The sequence below is a fragment of the Marinobacter shunpengi genome (assembly GCF_045449715.1).
In the GTDB taxonomy this organism is placed as follows: Bacteria; Pseudomonadota; Gammaproteobacteria; order Pseudomonadales; family Oleiphilaceae; genus Marinobacter.
Window position 1 is genome coordinate 185128 of sequence record NZ_JBJJLA010000018.1, and the last position, 21469, is coordinate 206596.

The following is a 21469-nucleotide window of genomic DNA, read 5'->3' on the forward strand; positions in this document are numbered from 1 at the left end:
TATTAGGGAGTCATCTGCTGAACCGGAATATAGCGCTGACTGCGCCGGGTCCGATCTTCCACGCGACCAACAAGCTGGCCGCAGGCGGCGTCAATATCATCGCCTCTTGTGGTGCGAATGGTTGTGATGTAGCCCGCTTCGTTGAGAATTTTCTGGAAACGACGGGTGGCATTCATGCTCGGGCGACGGAAATCGCTCTCCGGGAACGGGTTGAAGGGAATCAGGTTGATCTTGCACGGCAGGCCGCGCAGTACCTTGGCCAGCTCCCGGGCATGCTCGGGCTGGTCGTTCATATTCTCGATCACCGTATACTCGATAGTGGCCTTGCGCTTGTCGGGCAAACCGCTCAGATACCGGCGGGTAGCCGCCAGGAGATCGGCAATCGGATATTTCTTGTTGAGCGGCACCAGTTGGTTGCGCAGCTCATCGTTGGGGGCGTGCAGCGAAATAGCCAGGGATACATCACTGACCTCGCCCAGGCGGTCCAGTGCCGGGATAACGCCTGACGTACTCACCGTCACCCTACGCTTGGAGATACCATAGGCCAGGTCCTCCATCATCAGGTTCATCGCATCAACCACATTGTCGAAATTGAGCAGCGGTTCTCCCATGCCCATCATGACCACGTTGGTAATGGGCCGGTCAGCGTTGGGATCAAAGGGCATGAAGGCCTTGCGCGCCACCCATACCTGGCCGATGATCTCAGCGGCGGTCAGGTTGCGGTTGAAGCCCCGCTTGCCGGTGGAACAGAAGGTGCAATCCAGGCTGCAGCCAATCTGGGACGAGACGCAAAGGGTGCCCCGTTCACCATCGGGAATCAGCACCGTCTCCACGCTGTTGCCGGAATCCATGCGCATGACCCATTTACGGGTACCGTCCTTCGAGGTTTCGTCGTAGACCACTTCCGGCCCACGAATCTCCGCCACGACCTTGAGCTTTTCCCGCAGGGCCTTGCTCATATTGGTCATCTGATCGAAGTCATCCGCACCACGCTGATGAATCCACTGCAGTACCTGGGTGGCGCGGAAACGCTTCTCCCCCATGGACTCGAAGAATGCCTCCAGCTTGGCCTTGGGCATTCCCAACAGGTTGGTCTTTTCTACAGCAGCAGTCATGGTCAGTCTCGATCGGATAACAGGCGGGGCGACCGGAGTCGCCCCGGACAGCATCAGCCGCGCGGGCAGATCTCGCTGTCGTTGAAGAAATAGGCAATCTCGCGCTCGGCAGAGGCCGCGGAATCAGAGCCGTGAACCGCGTTGGCGTCGATGGACTCCGCAAAATCCGCACGGATGGTGCCGGCTTCCGCTTCCTTCGGGTTGGTGGCACCCATGAGATCACGGTTCTTGGCGATGGCGCCGTCGCCTTCCAGTACCTGAACCACAACCGGACCAGAGGTCATGAAGGCCACCAGATCCGGGAAGAACGGGCGCTCCTTGTGTTCCGCATAGAAGCCTTCGGCCTGCTCCTGGGACAGGTGCATCATCTTGGCTGCGACAATTTTCAGGCCGGCTTTCTCGAAGCGGGTATAGATCTCGCCGATGACGTTCTTGGCAACCGCATCCGGCTTGACGATAGAGAGCGTGCGCTCATTGGACATAATGTTTGCTCCAGTTGGGTTTCAGGACAAAATTCCGGCCTGAGATTATACGCAGTAAGGGGCCGGCTGCCTACCGACAGCGGGCCCCTGACAGAATACTGGATACACCTGCACCCGTGATCAGGCAGAGGCGCGGCGGCGCTCCCTCAAACGGCTGACCACGGTGTTGATCTGCTCGAGGGCATAGTCCACCTCCTCCGCCGTGGTGAACCGGCCCATGGAGAACCGCAGGCCGGCGTGCGCCTCCCCATCGCTGAGCCCGATACCGGTCAGCACGTAGGACGGTTCCATGGTGGCGGAAGCGCAGGCGGAGCCGGAGGACACGGCAAGTTCACGAAGCCCCAGCATCAGCGACTCCGCCTCGACACCCTCGAATCCCAGGTTCAGTATGCCGGGCACCCGCCTGTCGCGGTGTCCGTGCAACCGTACGCCCGGCAGCGGCTCGACACCTTCCAGGAAGCGGGTGCGCAGAGACTCCAGATGGGCCGCCTCCTCTTCCAGCCCAGCGCCGGCCAGCTCAAAGGCCTTGCCCATACCGGCAACCTGGTGGGTGGGCAGGGTTCCGGAGCGCATGCCGCGCTCATGGCCGCCGCCATGGATCTGCGCGTCGATGCGCACGTCCGGTGAGCGGCGAACATACAACGCACCGATACCCTTGGGCGCATAGACTTTATGACCGGACAGGGCGACCAGGTCCGCTCCCAGTTCAACCACATCCACCGGCATTTTGCCGGCCGCCTGGGCCGCGTCCACATGGAACAGGACACCCCGCTCCCGCAGCATGGCACCGATGGGCGCCAGGTCATTGATCGTTCCCAGCTCATTGTTGACCAGCATCAGGCTGACCAGCAGGGTCTCGGGTCGCAGCGCCGCTTCCACCTGGCCGGACGAAATGACACCCGTGGCATCCGGCGTCAGGCGAGTGACATCACAACCCTGCCCTTCCAGCCAGGAGCAGGTATCCAGTACCGCCTTGTGCTCAATAACGGAGGTGATGATATGGGGCCGCACACCTTCCTTCCGGTTGGCGGATACCGCGCCCTTGATAGCCAGGTTGTCCGACTCGGTGGCACCGGATGTCCAGACAATCTCACGGGGATCGGCGCCGATAAGCTGGGCTACCTGACGGCGGGCATTCTCCACGGCAGCCTCCGCCTGCCAGCCAAAACCATGGGAACGGCTGGCGGGATTACCGAATACGCCGTCCAGTGTCAGGTGGCCGGCCATAACCTCTGCAACAGCAGGGTCCACAGGCGTCGTCGCTGCGTAATCAAGGTAGATGGGTGTCTTCATGGTCCTGTCGGTGTCAGGCGGGCGCCCTGTTTTCCAGGCGCTCGGTATTGATGGTATCCGCCGCGCTCTCTGGCTCCGGTTTGCCATCCTGGCGGCTGGCGACGGCCTGGATCTCGCGCTTGTTCATCAGGTCCGCGAGGCTGATCCGGCTAAGGAACTGGTGGATCTGCTCACTGAGATCCGACCACAGATGGTGGGTCAGGCACATCTCGCCGTTCTGGCAGTCGCCCTTGTGGTTGCAGCGGGTGGTGTCCAGCGACTCATTGACCGCATCCACCACATCGGCAATGAATACCTGGTCGTTGGTCCTGCTCAGGCGGTAACCGCCTCCGGGACCACGCACGCTGATGACCAGCTTTTCCCGACGCAGGCGGGCAAAGAGCTGTTCCAGGTATGACAGGGAAATGCCCTGGCGCCGCGAGATGTCCGCCAGGCTGACCGGGCCCTCGTCACCATGCAGAGCAAGATCCAGCATGGCGGTTACGGCGTAGCGGCCCTTGGTTGTCAGTCGCATAACGGCAGCCCCGGCTGAGAATATTCAGGAGATAACACTAGATGAGTATGAATTGACCTACTGTTTTGGTCAAGTATTCGTCGCAGTGCACTCCCCGGCACCCGCGTCGGCTCAGCGGCTCTCCGCCGGCTCGTCGGAATCATCCCGGACACAATCGAATTCCTCCGCGTCCAGTGGCGGCAAGCGACCGTTGTCCACATAATCCTGGTTGACCTTCTGGATGGCCGTGCACATCTTCTCGATACGCTCGTCGACGGCATGCATGTGATCCAGCAGGCTGCGCATGGCCCGGGCCACCGGATCCGGCATTTCCTCGGTCACACCGTAGGCATCGAATCCCATGCGTTCCTCCATCTGCTTGCGGCGACCATCATCCTTGCTCTTGACCACCACACGGCCGGGAATGCCGACCACAGTGGCGCCAGCCGGCACCGCCTTGGTCACCACCGAATTGGAGCCCACCTTGGCGCCTTCCCCCACCTCGAATGGGCCCAGGATCTTGGCACCGGCACCTACCACAACGCCATTGCCGATGGTGGGATGACGCTTACCCTTGTTCCAACTGGTACCACCCAGGGTGACGCCCTGGTAGAGGGTGACATCATCGCCAATCACGGTGGTTTCCCCGATGACGACTCCCATGCCGTGATCAATGAAAAACCGGCGCCCGATGGTGGCGCCGGGATGAATCTCAATACCGGTCAGCCAGCGGGAAAAGGTGGAAATACTTCGTGCCAGCCACTTGAAATCCGCTTTCCAGATGCGGTGCGCCAGCCGGTGGAACAGAAGTGCATGCAGCCCCGGATAGTTGGTCAGAACCTCGAAGGTATTCCTGGCGGCGGGATCACGGCCGAATACACTGCCAACATCTTCTTTGATTCGCTCAAACATCTGTCTGGTCCTGTTGTCGTGAGCCGGCACCCACCGACTGGCCGGATGCCGATTTCTGTACCGCGGTCAGGATGCCCCGGAGGATATTGATTTCCATCTGATCCGGCCGTGCGCGCTGGTAAAGGCGACGCAGCCGGGTCATCAGTTGACGGGGATTATCCCGTCGATGGAACTCGATCTCCGCCAGGGTGGACTCCAGATGATCAAAGAAGCCTTCGAGCTCTGCCACGGTGGCCGGCGGTACATCCCAGCCCGGATCCTCCGGTGAGTTAATAGCCTTGAGTTGTGGATTATTCTCGCTGTTTTCAAGACCCCGCAGGCATTCCATGCGAATTTCGTAGCACATCACCTGCACCGCCATGGCGACATTCAGGGAACTGTAGTCCGGGTTCGTGGGAATGTGTATGTGCACATGGCAACGTTGTAACTCCTCATTGCTGAGGCCATTATTCTCCCGTCCGAACACCAGGGCCACCTCTCCCCTGCCGTGGTATTCACCCACCTGGCGGGCGGCATCCGTTGGTGACATCACCGGCCAGGGCACCTTGCGCCCACGGGCACTGGTGCCCATCACAAGGACGCAGTCCTCAATGGCCTCATCCAGCGAGGGAACCACCCGGGCGTGATCCAGCACATCGGACGCACCAGCGGAACGGGCGTAGGATGTCTCGTCCGGGAAGGAGGTGGGATTGACCAGCCACAGGTTGCCCAGCCCCATATTCTTCATGGCCCGGGCCACCGCGCCGATATTCCCGGAGTGGGAGGTTTCCACCATAACCACACGGACATAGTCCCGGGCCAGCAGGTCAAAGGTACTTGGGAGGGCGGGCTTGTGCATGGCTATCTGTGTCCGGCATTAACATCGCGAATAGTGGAAAGGCCACATATGTTACCAGAACACGCTGATATTTGGGCCCCGGTTTCTACGGATAAAGCCCCGCCAGGCCAGCGAAAATGCCCGCCATGCGGGTCTTTACGGAGCCGAAAAACGTTTAAGGCCCCCCCGCGATTTGCTATGATCGCGCCTTTGATCACTCCAGATACTGAAGAGTCCGATGCAACCAGCCATTAAAATGGCCCTGCGCGTTGCGCGCCAGGGTGCCGATTACCTGAAAGCCCACTTCGAACGCCAGGACATCGCCGGCAACGACCCCGGTGATCGCCAGCGCCAGCTGGATCGGGTGACCGGCAAGATCTACGAGAACTTCGCCGAGCAGCTCCAGAAGGCCTACAAGGACCATTACATCGCCCCCGCAGACGACGGCAGCGCCGATGGTCACACGCTGAGCTGGCATATCTTCCCGGTGCTGGGTGCGGAGAACCTGCTGCGGGGCATTCCGGAGTTCGTGGTGGCACTGGTCCAGAAGAAGGACAACCGGACCGAGAATCTGTTGCTGATCAACCCCGTCACCGGCGAGGAATACTCCGCCAGTCGCGGTCGTGGTGCAGCTCTCAACAGCCGTCGCATGCGCGCCAGCGAGATCAAGCACCTCAGCGAGGCGGTGGTTACCTCGAACCTGCTGGATCAGGCCCGTGGCGCCGAGGACCCGCTGATCTGGGGCGAACTGTCGGCCACGCTGGCCAGCCAGTCAGGCCAGCTCCGCAGCGCCGGCTGCAGCGTCCTGGACATCGCACGGGTGGCGGCGGGCCACCTGGATGCCGTGGTGCTGTTCCGCCCCACCCCGGAAGACCGGGACATCGGCCTGGCCCTGGCCAATGAGGCTGGCGTACTCAGCAGCGACTTTTCCGGCAACCCCGCCAGCACCGACTCCCGCCAGCTGGCTATTGCCAACCCCAAGCTGATGCGGGAAGTGCTGCGCACCCTTCACCCCTTCCAGGCGCGACTGCCCCGCTGAAACGGGGATCACGACAGATTGATTCCGCAAACATGAAAAAAGCCGGGCTGATGTTACCAGACCCGGCTTTTTTGTGCCCATAAGCAGCGACATGTCACATCCGGTTAAGCCACTCGGGGGGCTCCTCTTCCTCCGGCTGCTCACCAGCAACCCCCTCCTTCGGCGGCACGACCATATCCGTGCGGGTAACGCCAAGGGCTACCAGCAGGTTCGCCGACACGTAGATGGACGAGTAGGTACCCACAATGACACCGATCGCCAGGGTGATGGCAAAGTTGTTGATGGCTGCCCCGCCCAGGAAATACAGGGCCATGAGCACCAGCAAGGTGGTCAACGAGGTATTGATGGTCCGGTTGATGGTTTCGTGGATTGACCGGTTCACGGTTTCCTCGGGGTCATCAATCCGCAGCTTACGGAAATTCTCCCGGATACGGTCCATGATCACGATGGTATCGTTCAGGGAGTAACCGATAACCGCCAGCAACGCAGCCAGCACCGTCAGGTCGAAGGTCCACTGGAACAGCGCGAACAGGCCCAGCACGATAATCACGTCGTGGGCCAGCGGAATCACCGAGGCAATACCGAATTTGAACTGGAAGCGCATACCCACGTAGATGAGCACCACCGCCAGGGCCAGTAACATACCCAGGCCACTGTTCTCCTTCAGTTCGTCCCCCACCTGGGAGCCAACGAATTCCGAACTGACCAGTGTGACGTTGCTGTCGGTCCGCTCCTGGATGTCCGCCAGGATACGCAGACCGAGCTCGTCGTCCCCTGCCTCCTGCATCCGGATCAGCACCAGGGTGTCGGAACCAAAATTCTGCACCACGTAGTCGGTGTAACCGGCATCGGACAGGGCGGAGCGGACATCATCCAGCTCCGGCGCCTGGGCGTATTCCAGCTCCACCGAGGTACCGCCGGTGAAATCCAGGCCGAAGTTCAGGCCCCGCACACCCAGCAGCACTGCAGACGCGATAACCAGCAGTATGGAGACTGTCGCAAATACCTTGCGCAGGCTCATGAAATCGAACTTATCGGTACGGGTATCAGACATTGGCCAGTTTGCCTCCGATCGAGAGCTTTTCGACCTTCCGGCCTCCGTGAAGTACATTGATCATCGCCCGGCTCACCACCAGCGCGGTAAACAGCGAGGTGACGATGCCGATGCTCAGGGTCACCGCGAAGCCCTTGACCGGGCCGGAGCCCATGGCGAACAGGATAATGGCTACCAGGAAGGTGGTGATGTTGGCATCCACGATGGACACGAACGCGCGGGAGTAGCCGGCATTGATGGCCAACTGGGGCGCGACGCCCTCCCTCAGCTCTTCCCGTATTCGCTCGAAGATCAGCACATTGGCGTCCACCGCCATACCCACGGTCAGCACGATACCGGCGATGCCGGGCAGTGTCAGGGTGGCCGAGATGATCGACATGCATGCCAGCAGCAGCATCAGGTTCAGGGTCAGCGCCACATTCGCCACCAGCCCGAACAGGCGGTAGAACACCGCCATGAACACCAGCACCAGGATAAAGCCGACCACCACCGACATGAACCCGGCGTCGATGTTCTGCTGCCCCAGGCTGGGGCCGATTGTGCGTTCCTGCACGAAGTACATGGGCGCCGCCAGGGCACCGGCCCTCAGCAACAGGGCCAGCTCCGAGGCCTCATGGATGGAATCCAGGCCAGTGATACGGAAGCTGGCCCCCAGCGTGGACTGGATGGTCGCCAGGGAGATGATGCTGCGCTCTTCCACACGCTCTTCCGTGGTGACCACCTCGCCGCCCACAACCTCCTGCTCGGTTTCAGTACGGAACTCAATGAACAGCACCGCCATGCTGCGCTGGACGGCATTGCGGGTGGTACGTGTCATCAGGTCTCCACCAACACCGTCTAGGGTGATGTTGACCTGGGGCATACCGTTCTCGTCAAAACCCTGACTGGCATTGGCCACATTCTCACCGGTGACGATCACATCACGTTCCAGGCGGGCGGTCCGGCCCGGCTCGTCACGGAAGGGATAGGTTTCGGTGGCGGACGCCGGTGCGTCCTGCCGCGCCGCCAGCCGGAATTCCAGGTTGGCGGTGGCACCCAGCACCCGTTTGGCCTGGGCGGTATCCTGAACCCCGGGCAGCTCCACGATAATACGGTCGGCGCCCTGGCGCTGGACCAGCGGCTCCGCCACACCCAGCTCGTTGACCCGGTTGCGGATGGTGGTCAGGTTCTGCTCGATGGCATAGTCCTGAATCTGCTGGACCTCCTGCTCGGAGAGGCTCAGGTCCAGCAGGTACTCATCGCCTTCGGTACGCTCATCCAGCAGGAACTCGTTATAGTTACCCCGGACCAGATCAAAGGCCTCCTCCCGATCCGCTTCATTTCGGAAGGAGAGCTGGATACGGTTGTCGTCGGACACCTCGCCGCCGCGATAACGGATACGCTCCTCGCGCAGCTCCCGCTTGATCTGGCTTGCCGTGGCCTCCAGTCGCTGGGTAACCGCCGTCTCCATATCCACCTCCAACAGGAAGTGAACACCGCCACGGAGGTCCAGACCCAGTTTCATCGGCCCTGCCCCCACGGCCTTGAGCCAGTCCGGCGTGGACTCGGCCATATTGAGGGCAACCAGGTAGTCATCACCCAGGGCCTGCTGAACAATCGGCCGCGCCTGAAGCTGGTCATCGGAACTGTTGACGCGAATCAGCGCACTGCGCTCTTCCCGATCAACCCCCTTGATGGCAATTCCTGCCTCCTCAAGGGCGCCGGTTGCCCGCTCCACGGTGGCCTGACTGATCTCGGTGCCACTGCGGGCGCCGGTAATCTGGATCGCGTAGTCATCGGGGAAAACGTTCGGCAAGGCGTAGACAAACCCGATCGCCAGCACGACCAGGATCAGCAGATTTTTCCAAAGCGGATACTTGTTCAGCATAGGAGCCCTTTCTTGACCGCCTTCGGGCCGCCTGCACGGCGGCCTCCCTGGTCAGTAAGTTCAGATGTCTTTCAGAGTGCCTTTGGGCAGGGCCGCGCCAACGGCAACCTTCTGGATTTTCACTTCCACATTGTCGGCAACTTCCAGCACGATAAAGTCATCAGTCACGCGGGAGATGCGACCGGCCATGCCACCGGAGGTCACAATTTCGTCGCCCTTGTTAAGGCCGGACATCAGCGCCTTGTGCTCCTTGGCACGCTTGGACTGGGGGCGCCAGATCAGCAGGTAGAAAATAAGGATGAAACCGCCAAAGAAGATGACCTGGCCCATCACACCCATGCCCTGACCGGCGTCCTGGGCAAGGGCGACGCCAGGTGTGGCGGCGGCCAGAAGGGTGGCCAACATGGCTTTTACTGCTTTCATAGGATGTCTCCGTCAATAAAGTGTTGTTCAGGAAAAACGGTCGCCGGGACCCGGTTCATGCCAGAGGCGGTACCGGCTGGCCCCTCTTGGCGTAGAAGGATTCCACAAAGTCGGACAATGTACCTGCTTCAATAGCCCCACGCAATCCAGCCATCAGCTTCTGGTAGTGATGAAGGTTGTGGATGGTATTCAACTGAGAGCCAAGCATTTCACCACACTTATCAAGATGATGTAGATAACTTCTCGAAAAGTGTGAACAGGTGTAGCAATCACATTCCGCATCCAGGGGGCCGGTGTCATGACGGTTGCCGGCGTTACGGATCTTGACGATACCAGTGGATGTGAACAGGTAGCCATTACGGGCGTTGCGGGTGGGCATGACGCAATCGAACATGTCCACACCACGGCGCACCGCCTCGACGATATCCTCCGGGCGCCCTACCCCCATCAGGTAGCGGGGCCGGTTTTCCGGCATCCGTACGGGCAGGTAATCCAGTACCGCCAGCATGTCCTCCTTGGGCTCGCCAACGGACAGGCCGCCAATGGCATAGCCGTCGAAACCGATATCCATCAGGCCGTCCAGGGACTGCTGGCGCAGATCGTTGTACATGCCCCCCTGGATAATACCAAACAGGGCCGACGGACTGTCACCGTGGGCGATTTTGCTGCGGGCAGCCCAGCGCAGGGACATCTCCATGGACTCCCGGGCCTGCTTCTCAGTGGCGGGATACGGCGTGCACTCGTCAAAGATCATCACGATATCCGAGCCCAGGTCCCGCTGCACCCGCATCGCAATCTCGGGATTCAGTTCCACCACCGATCCGTCCACCGGCGAGCGGAAGCTGACCCCTTCCTCGGTGATCTTGCGCATTTCCCCGAGACTGAACACCTGGAAACCACCGGAGTCCGTCAGGATCGGGCCCTGCCACTGGGTGAAATCATGCAGGTCACCGTGGGCGCGGATCACTTCGGTACCCGGGCGCAGCATCAGGTGAAAGGTGTTGCCCAGGATGATCTGGGCGCCGGTGGCCTCGATATCCCGGGGCGTCATACCCTTGACCGTGCCATAGGTACCCACGGGCATGAAGGCCGGGGTTTCCACCACCCCGCGGGGGAAGGTCAGGCGACCACGGCGGGCCTTGCCGTCCTCTCCCAGCTTCTCGAAAGACATGAAACAGTGATCAGACATGACTGGCTCCTGGGTCGGCCAACGCGCCCAGGCTGGGCTCCTGACCGGTAATGAACATGGCATCGCCATAGCTGAAGAAACGGTAGCGCTCGGCCACCGCCTCCCGGTAGGCGGCCATGGTGTTGTGGTAGCCGGCAAAGGCGCTCACCAGCATGATCAGGGTGGATTCCGGCAGGTGGAAATTGGTGATCATGGCGTCCACCGTCTGGAATCGGTACCCCGGCGTGATAAAGATATCCGTCTCCCCCCGCATGGGCCGGACCACACCGCCGCGGCTGGCGGACTCCAGGGACCGTACCGATGTGGTTCCTACGGCAATTACACGTCCTCCCCTGGCCCGGGTCCGGCGGATGGCATCCACCGTGGCCTCGGGTACCGTGGCCACTTCACTGTGCATGACATGGTCTTCCACCCGATCCACCCGTACCGGCTGGAAGGTGCCGGCGCCCACATGGAGGGTGACAAAGGCGGTTTCCACACCCCGCTCGGCAAGACGATCAAAGACCGGCTGGTCAAAATGAAGTCCGGCGGTGGGTGCCGCAACTGCACCGGCCTCGCGGGCGTAGACGGTCTGGTAGCGCTCCCGGTCCGCACCTTCGTCCGGTCGGTCAACATAAGGGGGCAGCGGCATGTGACCAGCCCTTTCCAGAAGCTCGAGAATCGGCCCGCCATTCGCTGTTTTCAGGCGGAACAGCGCCTCTTCCCGGTCCAGCATAACCAGTTGTGAGCCGTCCTCCAGAAGCACCGCCTGACCGGGTTTAAGGGCCTTTGAAGCCCGCACATGGGCCAGCACCGTGTCATCGGCCACCACCCGTTCCACCAGCACTTCCAGCTTGCCGCCGGTTTCCTTGGTGCCAAACAGGCGGGCGGGAATCACCCGGGTGTCGTTGAACACCAGCAGGTCGTCGGGTTCCAGCAGCTCCGGCAGCTCCCGGAACTGCCGATGCGCCACCGCCCCGGACACGCCGTCCAGCGACAGCATTCGCGAGGCACTGCGCTCGGCCATGGGATACCGGGCGATCAGCTCGTCGGGCAGGTCGAAATGGAAATCGGAAACGTTCATGGACAGGACTGCGTCATGGCCCCTTGGGGGCGATCGTCGGAAAGCGTTGTGGAAAGCGCGGATTATACAGTCTCGGGATCAGGGGTCCAATTCATGGGGCGCTGAGATGGTAGGACGTGTACAAAAAAAGGACCGACATCCAACGATGCCGGTCCCGGGATAGGACAGGAATACCCGGAATCAACCGTTCTCCGGGACCCAGACACTCCCCGCGTCACAGGTATCAAAACCCTGTGAGTCACTGTCGTTCAAGGTCACCAGTACCGCATCGCCGGTGCCGGTGCTCAGGCCGAACCTGACTTCCACAGAGCCATCGGCCTCCAGTCTCACGGCGCCTTCAGCAGGACAGGTCGTATTGATATTCCCCGCCACCGCTACCGGTGTCGACACCGTCAGATAACCATCGATAGCAGAGCTGACCAGAGTAGCCGCCATTTCCATGACGAAACTGTCTCCGTCCACGCTTACCGCAATCCTGGTATCCTCCAGGGCGACGTAGTCGTCCTCGAGCAGGTATTCCAGTCGATCGGTGGCGACCGTCAACGAACCCGCATCGCTCCCCGTCTGTACCATACGCGCTGTTTCCTGGCCCTGAATGCTAACGGGCCCCCCGGTATCAAGGTTCTCACCACGAATGCTGTACTGGATCACTATCGTCTGGTCGGTGTCGTTGCCACTGACATCCTGTGAATAGCTTCCATCCAGCAGGAGATTGGGAATACTGGTGGTGCTCAGCTCGCAGTTATCGAAGACCACCCGGGTACTGCTGTCGCTGGTGGTAACATCAACCGTACCCCCCTCGTTTTCGCACGATTCTGTCGCGGCTTCCCGCACCACCGGATCACCAACGGACAAAGTCCCGGCCACACCCAGCGTACTCTCGACCTCACTCACCAGTTGATCGATCTTCCCGGTGTCCTCGTAGGCCTGGGCCGCCGCCTCATAGTCTGTCTGGGTGCGGATCTGGGCCTGGCGCTTTCCATAACCGTCCGGATCGAGCTGTAGCTGTGATGAGCTGTCGCCACCGCCACTATCACTACTGCCACCTCCACCGCCGCCCCCACAGGCGCCAAGCAATACCGTGGTGGCAACGACGGCTGCCAGACCCGACTTCGAAAACTGCTTTTCCATGGTCTTCTCCCTGTTTGATTACATCCGCCATCCGGCGACTTTTCCGTGGGAAAATACTCCCACCAAGCAAGACCCGGTGTGGTCTTGCAGATTTCCACTAGTCGGGTCGAGTACACGATTCCCTGTTAGCGGAGCATCCTTAACAACTTGTAACCCGATGATAAAGTATTGGATCGACAGCGGAATGCAAGACTGCATCGGTGACTGAAAGCAAGAATGGGAGCCAGGTCACTTCAATAGGAAACGAACCAGAGAGGGCAATAACAGGATTCAAGGGAGGTGGTAGCGGCGGGCGGACTCGAACCGCCACGGGTTTTACCCCAACGGATTTTGAATCCGTCGTGTCTACCAATTTCACCACGCCGCCAAAAGAATGCCTCCCGAGGCCGGGAGGAGCCAGGGATTATAATGACGAGCCGCCTGAAAGCAACCGCCGTGGCCGCCGGTTTCCTTACAGGCGGTCAAACAGCGATAGCTGCGAGGTCTGTGCAAAGGACTGCTGGGCCGCCTGTAGCACAAAGCTCTGGAACGACAGGTTGCTGATCGCCTCGGCGTAGTCAACATCCTGTAGCTGGGAACGGATATCCTTGGCGTACAGTGAGGCATTGTCCAGGAACTCGCCGGTAGACTCGAGCTGGTTAAGCCGACCGCCAATCTCTGTCTGGGTTTTCAGGATGTTGTCCTGGGCACTATCCAGGTTGGTCAGCGAGTCGGCCACCATCTGGTCGTAGGCGGCCTGGGAACTGAGGAAGCGGGCCGTATTGGAGGCGCCAGCATCCACGGCACCAGCAGTAATGCCAACATCATCGAAACGTGCACCGGCTATCTGCAGGTCACCGCTCCAGCCGGAGGCATCAATGCTGACTTCGTCTGACGACGACAGGATCTTCAGTTCCCCACCCTCGACCCTGGCTTCCACCCCCGCCAACGCTTCGTCACCGCTGTTGTTGATGGCGTTCGCCAGGTCATCGAGGGTATCCCCGGCGCTGAAATCCAGGGCCACGCCGTTGACCGTCAGGGTATCGGTGGCGGGAGCCACCGCCGCCGGAGAGAAGCTGGAGACAGTGGCGGCTTCAGGTTGCTTGTTCAGGTTGTTGAGGCCATAGATCAGTTTCTCGATGGAACCGAATACGGACTGTTTATCGCTGGTATTGACCTCGAACTGGTCTCCCGCCGAGGCACCGGTGATTTCAAACTGCATGCCCTCGAACTGGATACTCTCGCCGCTGGTGTAGGTGCCGGTGGCCAGGTCCTTGGAGGTGTCGGAAAAGTCGTAACCGTCCTTGTCCTGGATCACGTACTCGTCCGGCGTCCCGGCCCGGATGCCCACGACAATATCCGTAGGTGAGAACGAGGACACCAGTTCCGGGTCAAGGACTGCCCCGGTGCTGATACGGGCACCGGAGGAATTGTCCGGATGGGATTCTGTGAAGAAGGTTGGACCCGCACTGGGAATATTGACGAAGAGATCCTTGCCGTGGTCACTGATGGCCACGTTCACACCGTCATCGATTTCCAGGTTACGTTGCCCCTCGTCCCCCTGGTAGACCCACTTGCCGTCAACGCTCTTGGCGAAGGCCGGAGACTCCCCCTGGAAACCGCTGAAGATGTATGAACCGGAACTGTCCTGGGTGTTTGCCTGGGCGGCCAGTTCTTCCAGGCGCTGTTCCAGTTCAGCGGAGAGGGACTGGCGGTCCTGGGCCGACAGCGAGCCGTTACCCGCCTGGACAGTCAACTCCCGCACCCGCTGGATAATATCAATCATGCTGCTCAGGGAGCTCTCTTCCTGCTGCAGCCGGTTCTCCGCCAGGCCCACATTGCGCTGGTAGGTCTCGATGCGCCCCACTTCCTGGTCCAGCTTCAGGATACGGGCAGCGGCCACCGGGTCGTCGGACGGGTTGTTGACCCGCTTGCCGGTGGAGATCTGCTCCTGGGTCTGATTCAGGTTGACATTCAGGTCCTGCAGGCGGCTGACGCCACCGGAAAAGATCTGCTGTGAAGATATTCTGATCATCTCAAATCACCTCAACCGGCCTATCGGAAGGTGGTAAGCAGGGTGGCAAACAGCTCCTGGGCCACCCCCATCACCTTGGCAGACGCATTGTAGGCAGCCTGGTACTGGATCAGGCGCCCCGCCTCTTCGTCCAGGTTGACGCCGGACACGGATTCCCGCTGGTTGGTGGATTGCTCCAGCAGGATCTTGCCGGACTCGCTGTCGAGCTGCGCCTGCCGGGTTTTCACCCCCACCTGCTCCACCAGGCCGGCATAGCCCTCGGTAAAGCTCTGGGAGCCACCATTCATGGTGTTCTTGGTGGCCAGCCCGGCCATGATCTCGGCGTTACGGTTGTCTGACGAACCGTCGGTGTTGTAGCCAATGGAGAAACTGTCTCCGGCCTGGGGGTTGCCGCTGATCTCGAACTGGAATCCCCGGTAGTTCGGGTCCGAGGGATCCTCGGTAAACAGCTTGTTGCTGATGCCGGACTGGTAGGTGCCGGTCTCGAGCACATTGCCGTCCGGGTCCCGGATCTCGTACTGATCGTCTGCGGTGAAGTACACCTCCAGGGGCGGATTCAGCTCACCCTTGACGGAGAACTCCGATAGCGGCGCATTGGTATTCGGGTTGCGGACATCGAACATGACGCCCTGGTTGATGGTGGCGTCGCCACTGTTACCACTGTCGGCCTCGGCACGCACCGGGCTGGCAAAGGCCAGATCCTCTTCCCGTTCCACTTCCAGGGAAATATTGGCGGCTTCCATACGGGTGGGCTGGATCAGGAACCGGTCGCCCTCGCTGAAGGTGCCGTCTTCCAAACGGACATTGAAGCCCGGCATGTTGATTTCCGCAGGCAGGTCCGCCGGCAGTCGTCCCTGGTTGACCACCTTGCCGGTTTCCTCATCCACCAGTTCGTAGCTGCGACCGTCTTCACTGGTAATGTTCAACGCCCAGGAGCCTGCCGGCAGACTGGAGGTATCGGTAATATCCACCGCCACCACACCGTCCCCGGGCGGCGCGTTATTACCGCTGGCCACGACCCGGGCCAGCTGCTTTTCTCGGGAATTGATCTCGCTGAAGAACAACCCGCCAAGGTCGCCCTCCAGGTCCATACCGATCTGGTGCTGGTGGTTCATGGTGTCCTGCAGGGCAACGGCCACCCGGCCCAGCTCGTCGAACGCCGGCATCAGGGCTTCGCTCTCGAAACGCCTCAACCCGCCCAGCTTGCCACCGGTAATCTGTTCGTCGATGACCTGGGTACGATTGCCGTCGGAGAGGGTGAATTCGAGCCGTGAGGGATCATCCGCGTTACGGCGAGTGCCCAACTGGACGGCATCCGAGCCCACCACCAGGGCCTGGCCATTGGCCAGGGAGACGTTCACCTGACCAGCGCCGGAGTCCGACACCCGTACATTGACGATTTCGGACAGTTTCCGGATCGCCTCGTCCCGTTTGTCGAGCAGATCATTGGGCGGGTTACCCTGTGCCAGTCCCGGCGACTCCGAAATCGCCAGGTTCAGCTCGGCAATGTTCTTGATCAGGGTGTTGGCATCCGCCACGTTCTCGGTCATCTGGGTCTTGACCAGTTCCCGCTGCTGGATAAATTCCTGCTGCAGGGCCTGGAAGCGGTTCACCACGCTCTGGGCCTCGCTGAGCACCAGCTGGCGCTGGGGCAGCGAGCCTGGATCTTCCGCCGCATTCTGCAGGGCCGCGAAGAAGTTGTTCAGGGACTGGGATAACCCCGTGTCCTCGCCGCCGAGCAGGTCGTCCAGGCGGGACATCTCACTACGCAGGGTTTCCTGTTCGTTGTACAAGGATGTGTCGGAGCGCACCTGGTCCACCAGGTACTTGTCCGCCAGCCGGCGGATATTGGCGATGTCGACCCCGGTCCCCACATATCCGTTGGTGGTGTAGCGGCTGCTGCTGGATTCGAACTGGACTTCCTGGCGGCTGTAACCCGGCGTATTGGCATTGCTAATATTGTTACCGGTGGTGTTGAGGGCATTCTGGTGCCCCAGCACCCCACTCAGGCCAATGTTGATCAGACCTGCCATGGCGATTACTCCTCAGAAACCCGGGACAGGGTTTGGAAACGGTCCAGGGCAGCCTCGAACGGCTCCCCCTCCATGATGTTACGAATCTTGCGTCCGTAGGCCGGGTCGGTGGCGTAACCGGCTTCCTGCAGTCGCTCGGCGAAGACCTCCGGCTGGTCAGCCACTTCCCACACATCCCGGTAACGGGGATTGTCCTGCAGGAAGGTCACGTAATCCCGGAAGCTCTCGCGGTAGTCCGGATAGCGACGGAAATCCGCCCGCTCCTTCATGGCCACGCCCTCGCGGAACTCGGTGGTGGCGATATTCACCGACTCACCCTGCCAGCGGCTGTCCGCCTTGATACCGAACAGGTTGAAGCTGTGGCTGCCGTCATTGCCGCGGATCATGTGCCGGCCCCAGCCGGTTTCCAGAGCGGCCTGGGCCACCATCAGGCGGGGATCAATGCCGGACTCTTCCGCCACATCCTCCGCCAGCGGCAGCAGGGTACGAACGAAGTGTTCCGGGCTGTCGAACCGTTCCGGCATGGCAGCGGTGTCTTCCACCGGAGCAGTACCGGTGACACCTGCCGTCGGTGCCTCGTTGTCACCGGATTCCCCGGACTCCGCCAGCGCCTTCACCTCGTCCACCCGTTCAGGCAGTTTCGGCGACAGCGGCGGCATGCTGCGGTCGTAATCCGCCAGGGTCCGGCGGGCACCGGCCAGGGCATCGCCCTCCCCGTCCATACCGGGAATCTGGCGGCTCAGTTGGCGCACCAGCGCCTCGCTCAGCCCCATCCCCTGACCTCGACTCATGGAAAGGCTGAGCTGGCTGTCGAACATATCCTGGTAGAAGTCGGACTCGTTGCTGTTCAGGTAGTTACCCTCGGCCAGTACATCATTCACCGAGCGCATGCTCTTGAGCATCTCGGACAGGAACAGGCTTTCGAACTGACGTGCGACTTCCTCAAGGGCGGCCTTGCGGTCGGTCTTCGCCTGGGCCTTGAGGGCGTTCAGGCCGTCGAATTCGGTGTAGTACTGTGCCTGGTCCATTCCGGAACTCTGCATGGCGTCACCTAGATAACAATCAGCTCGGCCCGGAGGGCGCCAGCCTGCTTGAGGGCTTCCAGTACTGCCATCACATCACCGGGGGCGGCGCCCACCTGGTTGACCGCCTGCACGATCTCGTTGAGGGTGGTGGCGGGTCCAAACTGGAACATCCGCGCCGGATCCTCGGTCACGGCAATCTGGGAGTTCTGGGTGACCACGGTTTCACCCCGGGCAAACGGGTTGGGCTGGTCCACCTCCGGGTTCTCCTGGATGGTGACGGTCAGGTTGCCATGGGTAACCGCCGCCGGGCTGACCTGTACGTTCTGCCCCACCACAATGGTGCCGGTACGGCTATTGATGACCACCTTGGCGGCCTCCTCCGCCGGATCCACCTCCATGTTCTCCAGGATCGACAGGAAACTCACCCGCTGTGAGGGATCCCGCGGCGCCTTCACGGAGACAGACGTGGCATCATGGGCATAGGCCATGCCCTCACCCAGCTCGCCATTGATGGTTTCCACTACCCGGCGGGCGGTAGTGAAATCCGCCCGCAGCAGGTTCAGGGTGATGGTATCGCCCTCGGTGAACGGACTGTTCACCTCACGCTCAATGGTCGCACCGTTAGGAATCCGCCCCACACTGGGCACGTTGACGGTGATACGGGAACCATCCTGCCCCTGGGCGCCAAAGCCGCCCACCACCAGGCTGCCCTGGGCCATGGCGTAGACCTGATCGTCCACGCCTTTGAGCGGCGTCATCAGGAGCGTGCCGCCCCTCAGGCTGTCCGCGTTACCCAGTGAGGACACCGTGATATCCAGCTCCTGGCCGTTCTTGGCGAACGGTGGCAGGGTGGCGTGCACGCTGACCGCAGCCACATTGTCGGCACTGGGGTTAACCCCCTCGGGGATGGTGATGCCGAAGCGGTTCATCATGTTGCGATAGGTCTGGTCGGTGGCCGGACTCGAGTCACCGGTGCCATCGAGGCCGACCACCAAACCATAGCCCACCAACTGGTTATCCCTTACACCCTGCACCCGGGTCAGGTCCTTCAGGCGGTCAGCCATCACCGGGCCGGCGACCATCAGCAGGCCCAGTCCGAATACCATTGCTCTTGCGACAGTCACAGCGGCCACCATTCACTGTTGAAGAATCGGGTCAGCCATCCGGGCTGGTTAGCCTGGTCAAAGTCGCCGGTGCCGCCGTAGGCGAAACGGGCATCGGCTATACGCTGGGACGACACCGTGTTGTCCGGGGAGATATCCTCCGGGCGCACCAGGCCAGTCAGGCGGATATACTCGTCGCCATTGGTCAGCGACAGCCATTTCTCACCACGGATATGGAGGACGCCATTGGGCAGTACTTCGACCACGGTTACGGTGATGCTGCCGGCCAGGCTGTTGCTCTGGTCCGCTTCCGCCTCGCCTTCAAAGTCCCGCTCCATGTTGGCACTGCCCCCCAGTTTGTCGAAGGTGCGGCCAAAGAAGCTCGGTGTCCCCATTCCAATCTCATTGTTCTTGGAGATGCTGCTCTCGGCGCTCTTGCTGGCGGTGGTGGACTCCTGCAGCGTCACGGTCAGTATGTCCCCCACATTCAGGGCGGTGCTGTCACCGTAGAGGCTATAGTTCCGGGACTTGCGATAGATGCCTCCGGTGTGCTCATCCTGCGCGGTCATCGATGGCGCACGAACGGGCGCATAGGCCGGATCATTGGGTTTCGGACGCTCCCTCGTCATGGACTGGCAGCCCTGCAGCAGTGCCAGGCCGCACACCAGCGCCAGGGTGAATCCCCGGCGGTGGAGCCTGGCAGGACGTGTGGGGTTGAGGCGCATCATGGCAGTCACCTTGCTGACCGTTTAACCGATGTTGTTGGTGATGAACTGAAGCATCTGGTCGGATGCGGACACCACCTTGGAATTCATCTCGTAGGCGCGCTGGGTGGTGATCATGTTCACCATTTCCTCGACCACCTCGACGTTGGAGGCCTCTGTCGAGCCTTGCTCGATGGTGCCGAAGCCGCCTATGCCGGCCTCACCTTCCTGGGGATCACCACTGGCGGCGGTTTCCCGGAACAGGTTATTCCCCATCGCCTGCAGCCCCTGGGGATTGATGAAGTCCACCAGCGGGATCTCGCCCAGATTCACCGGGTCAGCCTGGTTCTCAACCATCGCTGATACAGTGCCGTCCTTGCCGATGGTGACGCTGGTGGCGTTCTCGGGAATGTTGATGTTGGGCTCAAGCAGGTAGCCGTCCGGTGTCACCATGTCCCCATCGGAGTTGAGCTGGAACTGGCCATCCCGGGTATAGGCAACCTCACCGTCGGGCATCTGGATCTGAAAGAAGCCGCGGCCGTTGACGGCGACATCCAGCGGCTGCTCGGTCACCTGCAGGTTACCCTGGGTAAACTGCTTGGTGGTGCCCACCACACGGACCCCCGTACCCAGTTGCAGGCCGGACGGTAGTTCGGCGTTCTGGGTGTTGAGACCACCGGGCTGGCGTTCAATCTGGTACAGCAGGTCCTGGAACACCGCCCGGTCTTTCTTGAAACCGGTGGTATTCACGTTCGCCAGGTTGTTGGAGATGGTGGTCATCTTCGTGTCCTGGGCGCTGAGGCCGGTCTTACTGACCCAAAGTGCTGGATGCATGTCTGGACTCCTCTATGGCTGCCACCCGGCGGCCAGGTTTTGCCGCTTTCCGGGTGGTCAGACCGGTAATCGTGTCGTTATCAGAGGTTTTGCAACAGTCGTGCCGTTGACTCGGCGTTCTGGTCGGCGCGCTGCATAACCTTCACCTGCATTTCGAACTGCCGCGACAGCTCCAGGTTGGCAATCATTTCCTCGACGGCGTTGACATTGGAGCTCTCCAGATAGCCGGACACCACCCGGGCGTCGGCATCGGGGGCTTCCGGGCCATCCAGCGCCTCGCCGGGCTTGCGACGGATAAAACCGTCATCGCCTTTCATAAGAGCGTCCTGGGGAGGATTGACCAGCTTCAACCGGTCCACTTCCACCAACTGGTCCGCCGGGCCGCCAACAGGCTTGATGGAGATGGTGCCATCGGCCCCGACCAGCAACCGCTCGTACGGCGGCAGCGCCACGGGACCGCCGTTGCCGAGGACCGCTTCACCGGAGGTGAGACGAACGATGCCGTTCACGTCCACCTGGAGGCTGCCGGAACGGGTCAGTACTTCCTCGCCCTGCTGGTTCTGGACGGCAAGCCAGCCATCACCCTCAACGGCCACATCGAGGTCGCGGCCGGTTTGCTGCAGTGACCCCGGGGTAAAATCGGTGCCGGGCCTTTCAGTCATGGCGTAGGCCCGCGTCGGATGGTGTTCGCCGAACACGGGCATGCTGCGAGCCTGGGCAAAGTCTTTCTTGAAGCCGGTGGTATTGACGTTGGCAAGGTTGTTGGCGTGTGCCTGCTGGGCCAGCATGTTCTGCTTGGCACCGGACATACCGATGTAGAGGGACTTGTCCATGGGAAAACTCCTGCCGGATATCTGACGTTTTTACGCCGTTTTCAG

General features: G+C 61.0%; 20 protein-coding genes and 1 tRNA gene. 1 reads left to right on the top strand and 20 read right to left on the bottom strand.

Going from position 1 to position 21469, the window contains the following annotated elements; genetic code table 11:
• Positions 1-2 precede the first annotated feature (2 nt).
• From rlmN to trmJ, 6 genes are all read right to left on the bottom strand, one after another.
• Complete coding sequence (gene rlmN, locus ACJO3T_RS13290) at positions 3-1115, bottom strand: dual-specificity RNA methyltransferase RlmN (RefSeq protein WP_406962965.1); 1113 nt, start codon at positions 1113-1115, stop codon at positions 3-5.
• A 53-nt stretch (positions 1116-1168) separates the two neighbouring features.
• Positions 1169-1597, bottom strand: a complete 429-nt coding sequence (gene ndk / locus ACJO3T_RS13295; protein ID WP_328186832.1) for a nucleoside-diphosphate kinase — start codon at positions 1595-1597, stop codon at positions 1169-1171.
• A gap of 120 nt (positions 1598-1717) precedes the next feature.
• Positions 1718-2890, bottom strand: coding sequence for an IscS subfamily cysteine desulfurase (locus ACJO3T_RS13300; RefSeq protein ID WP_406962963.1), 1173 nt, complete (start codon positions 2888-2890; stop codon positions 1718-1720).
• 13 nt (positions 2891-2903) lie between these two features.
• Positions 2904-3404 (bottom strand): Fe-S cluster assembly transcriptional regulator IscR, encoded by a 501-nt coding sequence (gene iscR / locus ACJO3T_RS13305; protein WP_406962962.1) that lies wholly within the window; start codon positions 3402-3404, stop codon positions 2904-2906.
• A 111-nt stretch (positions 3405-3515) separates the two neighbouring features.
• Positions 3516-4295 (bottom strand): serine O-acetyltransferase, encoded by a 780-nt coding sequence (cysE, locus tag ACJO3T_RS13310; protein ID WP_406962961.1) that lies wholly within the window; start codon positions 4293-4295, stop codon positions 3516-3518.
• Positions 4288-5133, bottom strand: coding sequence for a tRNA (cytosine(32)/uridine(32)-2'-O)-methyltransferase TrmJ (gene trmJ, locus ACJO3T_RS13315; RefSeq protein WP_406978747.1), 846 nt, complete (start codon positions 5131-5133; stop codon positions 4288-4290). Before trmJ ends, cysE begins: the two co-directional genes overlap by 8 nt.
• A gap of 217 nt (positions 5134-5350) precedes the next feature.
• On the opposite strand from trmJ, the gene ACJO3T_RS13320 reads away from it, so the two are divergent.
• Positions 5351-6151 (top strand): inositol monophosphatase family protein, encoded by an 801-nt coding sequence (locus tag ACJO3T_RS13320; RefSeq protein ID WP_406978748.1) that lies wholly within the window; start codon positions 5351-5353, stop codon positions 6149-6151.
• Positions 6152-6245: 94 nt separating this feature from the next.
• Here the strand turns inward: ACJO3T_RS13320 and secF are convergent, their stop codons facing one another.
• The 14 genes from secF to ACJO3T_RS13390 form a co-directional block, all read right to left on the bottom strand.
• On the bottom strand, positions 6246-7205 hold the full coding sequence (secF, locus tag ACJO3T_RS13325) for a protein translocase subunit SecF (RefSeq protein WP_406962956.1): 960 nt from the start codon (positions 7203-7205) through the stop codon (positions 6246-6248).
• The gene (secD, locus tag ACJO3T_RS13330) at positions 7198-9072 is read right to left on the bottom strand and encodes a protein translocase subunit SecD (RefSeq protein WP_406962954.1); all 1875 of its coding nucleotides are present in this window, start codon (positions 9070-9072) and stop codon (positions 7198-7200) included. Before secD ends, secF begins: the two co-directional genes overlap by 8 nt.
• Before the next feature lie 60 nt (positions 9073-9132).
• On the bottom strand, positions 9133-9495 hold the full coding sequence (yajC, locus tag ACJO3T_RS13335; RefSeq protein WP_406962952.1) for a preprotein translocase subunit YajC: 363 nt from the start codon (positions 9493-9495) through the stop codon (positions 9133-9135).
• Between the two features lie 55 nt (positions 9496-9550).
• Positions 9551-10666, bottom strand: coding sequence for a tRNA guanosine(34) transglycosylase Tgt (gene tgt, locus ACJO3T_RS13340; protein WP_406963010.1), 1116 nt, complete (start codon positions 10664-10666; stop codon positions 9551-9553).
• 10 nt (positions 10667-10676) lie between these two features.
• Positions 10677-11747: a tRNA preQ1(34) S-adenosylmethionine ribosyltransferase-isomerase QueA gene (gene queA, locus ACJO3T_RS13345; RefSeq protein ID WP_406962950.1), complete on the bottom strand. Its 1071-nt coding sequence runs from the start codon at positions 11745-11747 to the stop codon at positions 10677-10679.
• A gap of 180 nt (positions 11748-11927) precedes the next feature.
• Positions 11928-12878, bottom strand: a complete 951-nt coding sequence (locus tag ACJO3T_RS13350) for a hypothetical protein (RefSeq protein WP_406978750.1) — start codon at positions 12876-12878, stop codon at positions 11928-11930.
• A 280-nt stretch (positions 12879-13158) separates the two neighbouring features.
• Positions 13159-13245 (bottom strand) — tRNA-Leu (locus ACJO3T_RS13355).
• 84 nt (positions 13246-13329) lie between these two features.
• The gene (gene flgL / locus ACJO3T_RS13360; protein WP_406978752.1) at positions 13330-14892 is read right to left on the bottom strand and encodes a flagellar hook-associated protein FlgL; all 1563 of its coding nucleotides are present in this window, start codon (positions 14890-14892) and stop codon (positions 13330-13332) included.
• A gap of 20 nt (positions 14893-14912) precedes the next feature.
• A complete protein-coding gene (flgK, locus tag ACJO3T_RS13365) occupies positions 14913-16925 on the bottom strand; it encodes a flagellar hook-associated protein FlgK (protein ID WP_406978753.1) in 2013 nt (670 codons plus the stop codon).
• 5 nt (positions 16926-16930) lie between these two features.
• The gene (gene flgJ / locus ACJO3T_RS13370; protein ID WP_406962942.1) at positions 16931-17968 is read right to left on the bottom strand and encodes a flagellar assembly peptidoglycan hydrolase FlgJ; all 1038 of its coding nucleotides are present in this window, start codon (positions 17966-17968) and stop codon (positions 16931-16933) included.
• A gap of 8 nt (positions 17969-17976) precedes the next feature.
• Positions 17977-19056: a flagellar basal body P-ring protein FlgI gene (locus ACJO3T_RS13375; protein ID WP_406978781.1), complete on the bottom strand. Its 1080-nt coding sequence runs from the start codon at positions 19054-19056 to the stop codon at positions 17977-17979.
• A gap of 14 nt (positions 19057-19070) precedes the next feature.
• A complete protein-coding gene (gene flgH, locus ACJO3T_RS13380; protein WP_406978782.1) occupies positions 19071-19778 on the bottom strand; it encodes a flagellar basal body L-ring protein FlgH in 708 nt (235 codons plus the stop codon).
• A 24-nt stretch (positions 19779-19802) separates the two neighbouring features.
• A complete protein-coding gene (gene flgG, locus ACJO3T_RS13385) occupies positions 19803-20591 on the bottom strand; it encodes a flagellar basal-body rod protein FlgG (RefSeq protein ID WP_406962938.1) in 789 nt (262 codons plus the stop codon).
• Positions 20592-20671: 80 nt separating this feature from the next.
• On the bottom strand, positions 20672-21424 hold the full coding sequence (locus ACJO3T_RS13390) for a flagellar basal body rod protein FlgF (protein WP_406978754.1): 753 nt from the start codon (positions 21422-21424) through the stop codon (positions 20672-20674).
• Positions 21425-21469: the final 45 nt, after the last annotated feature.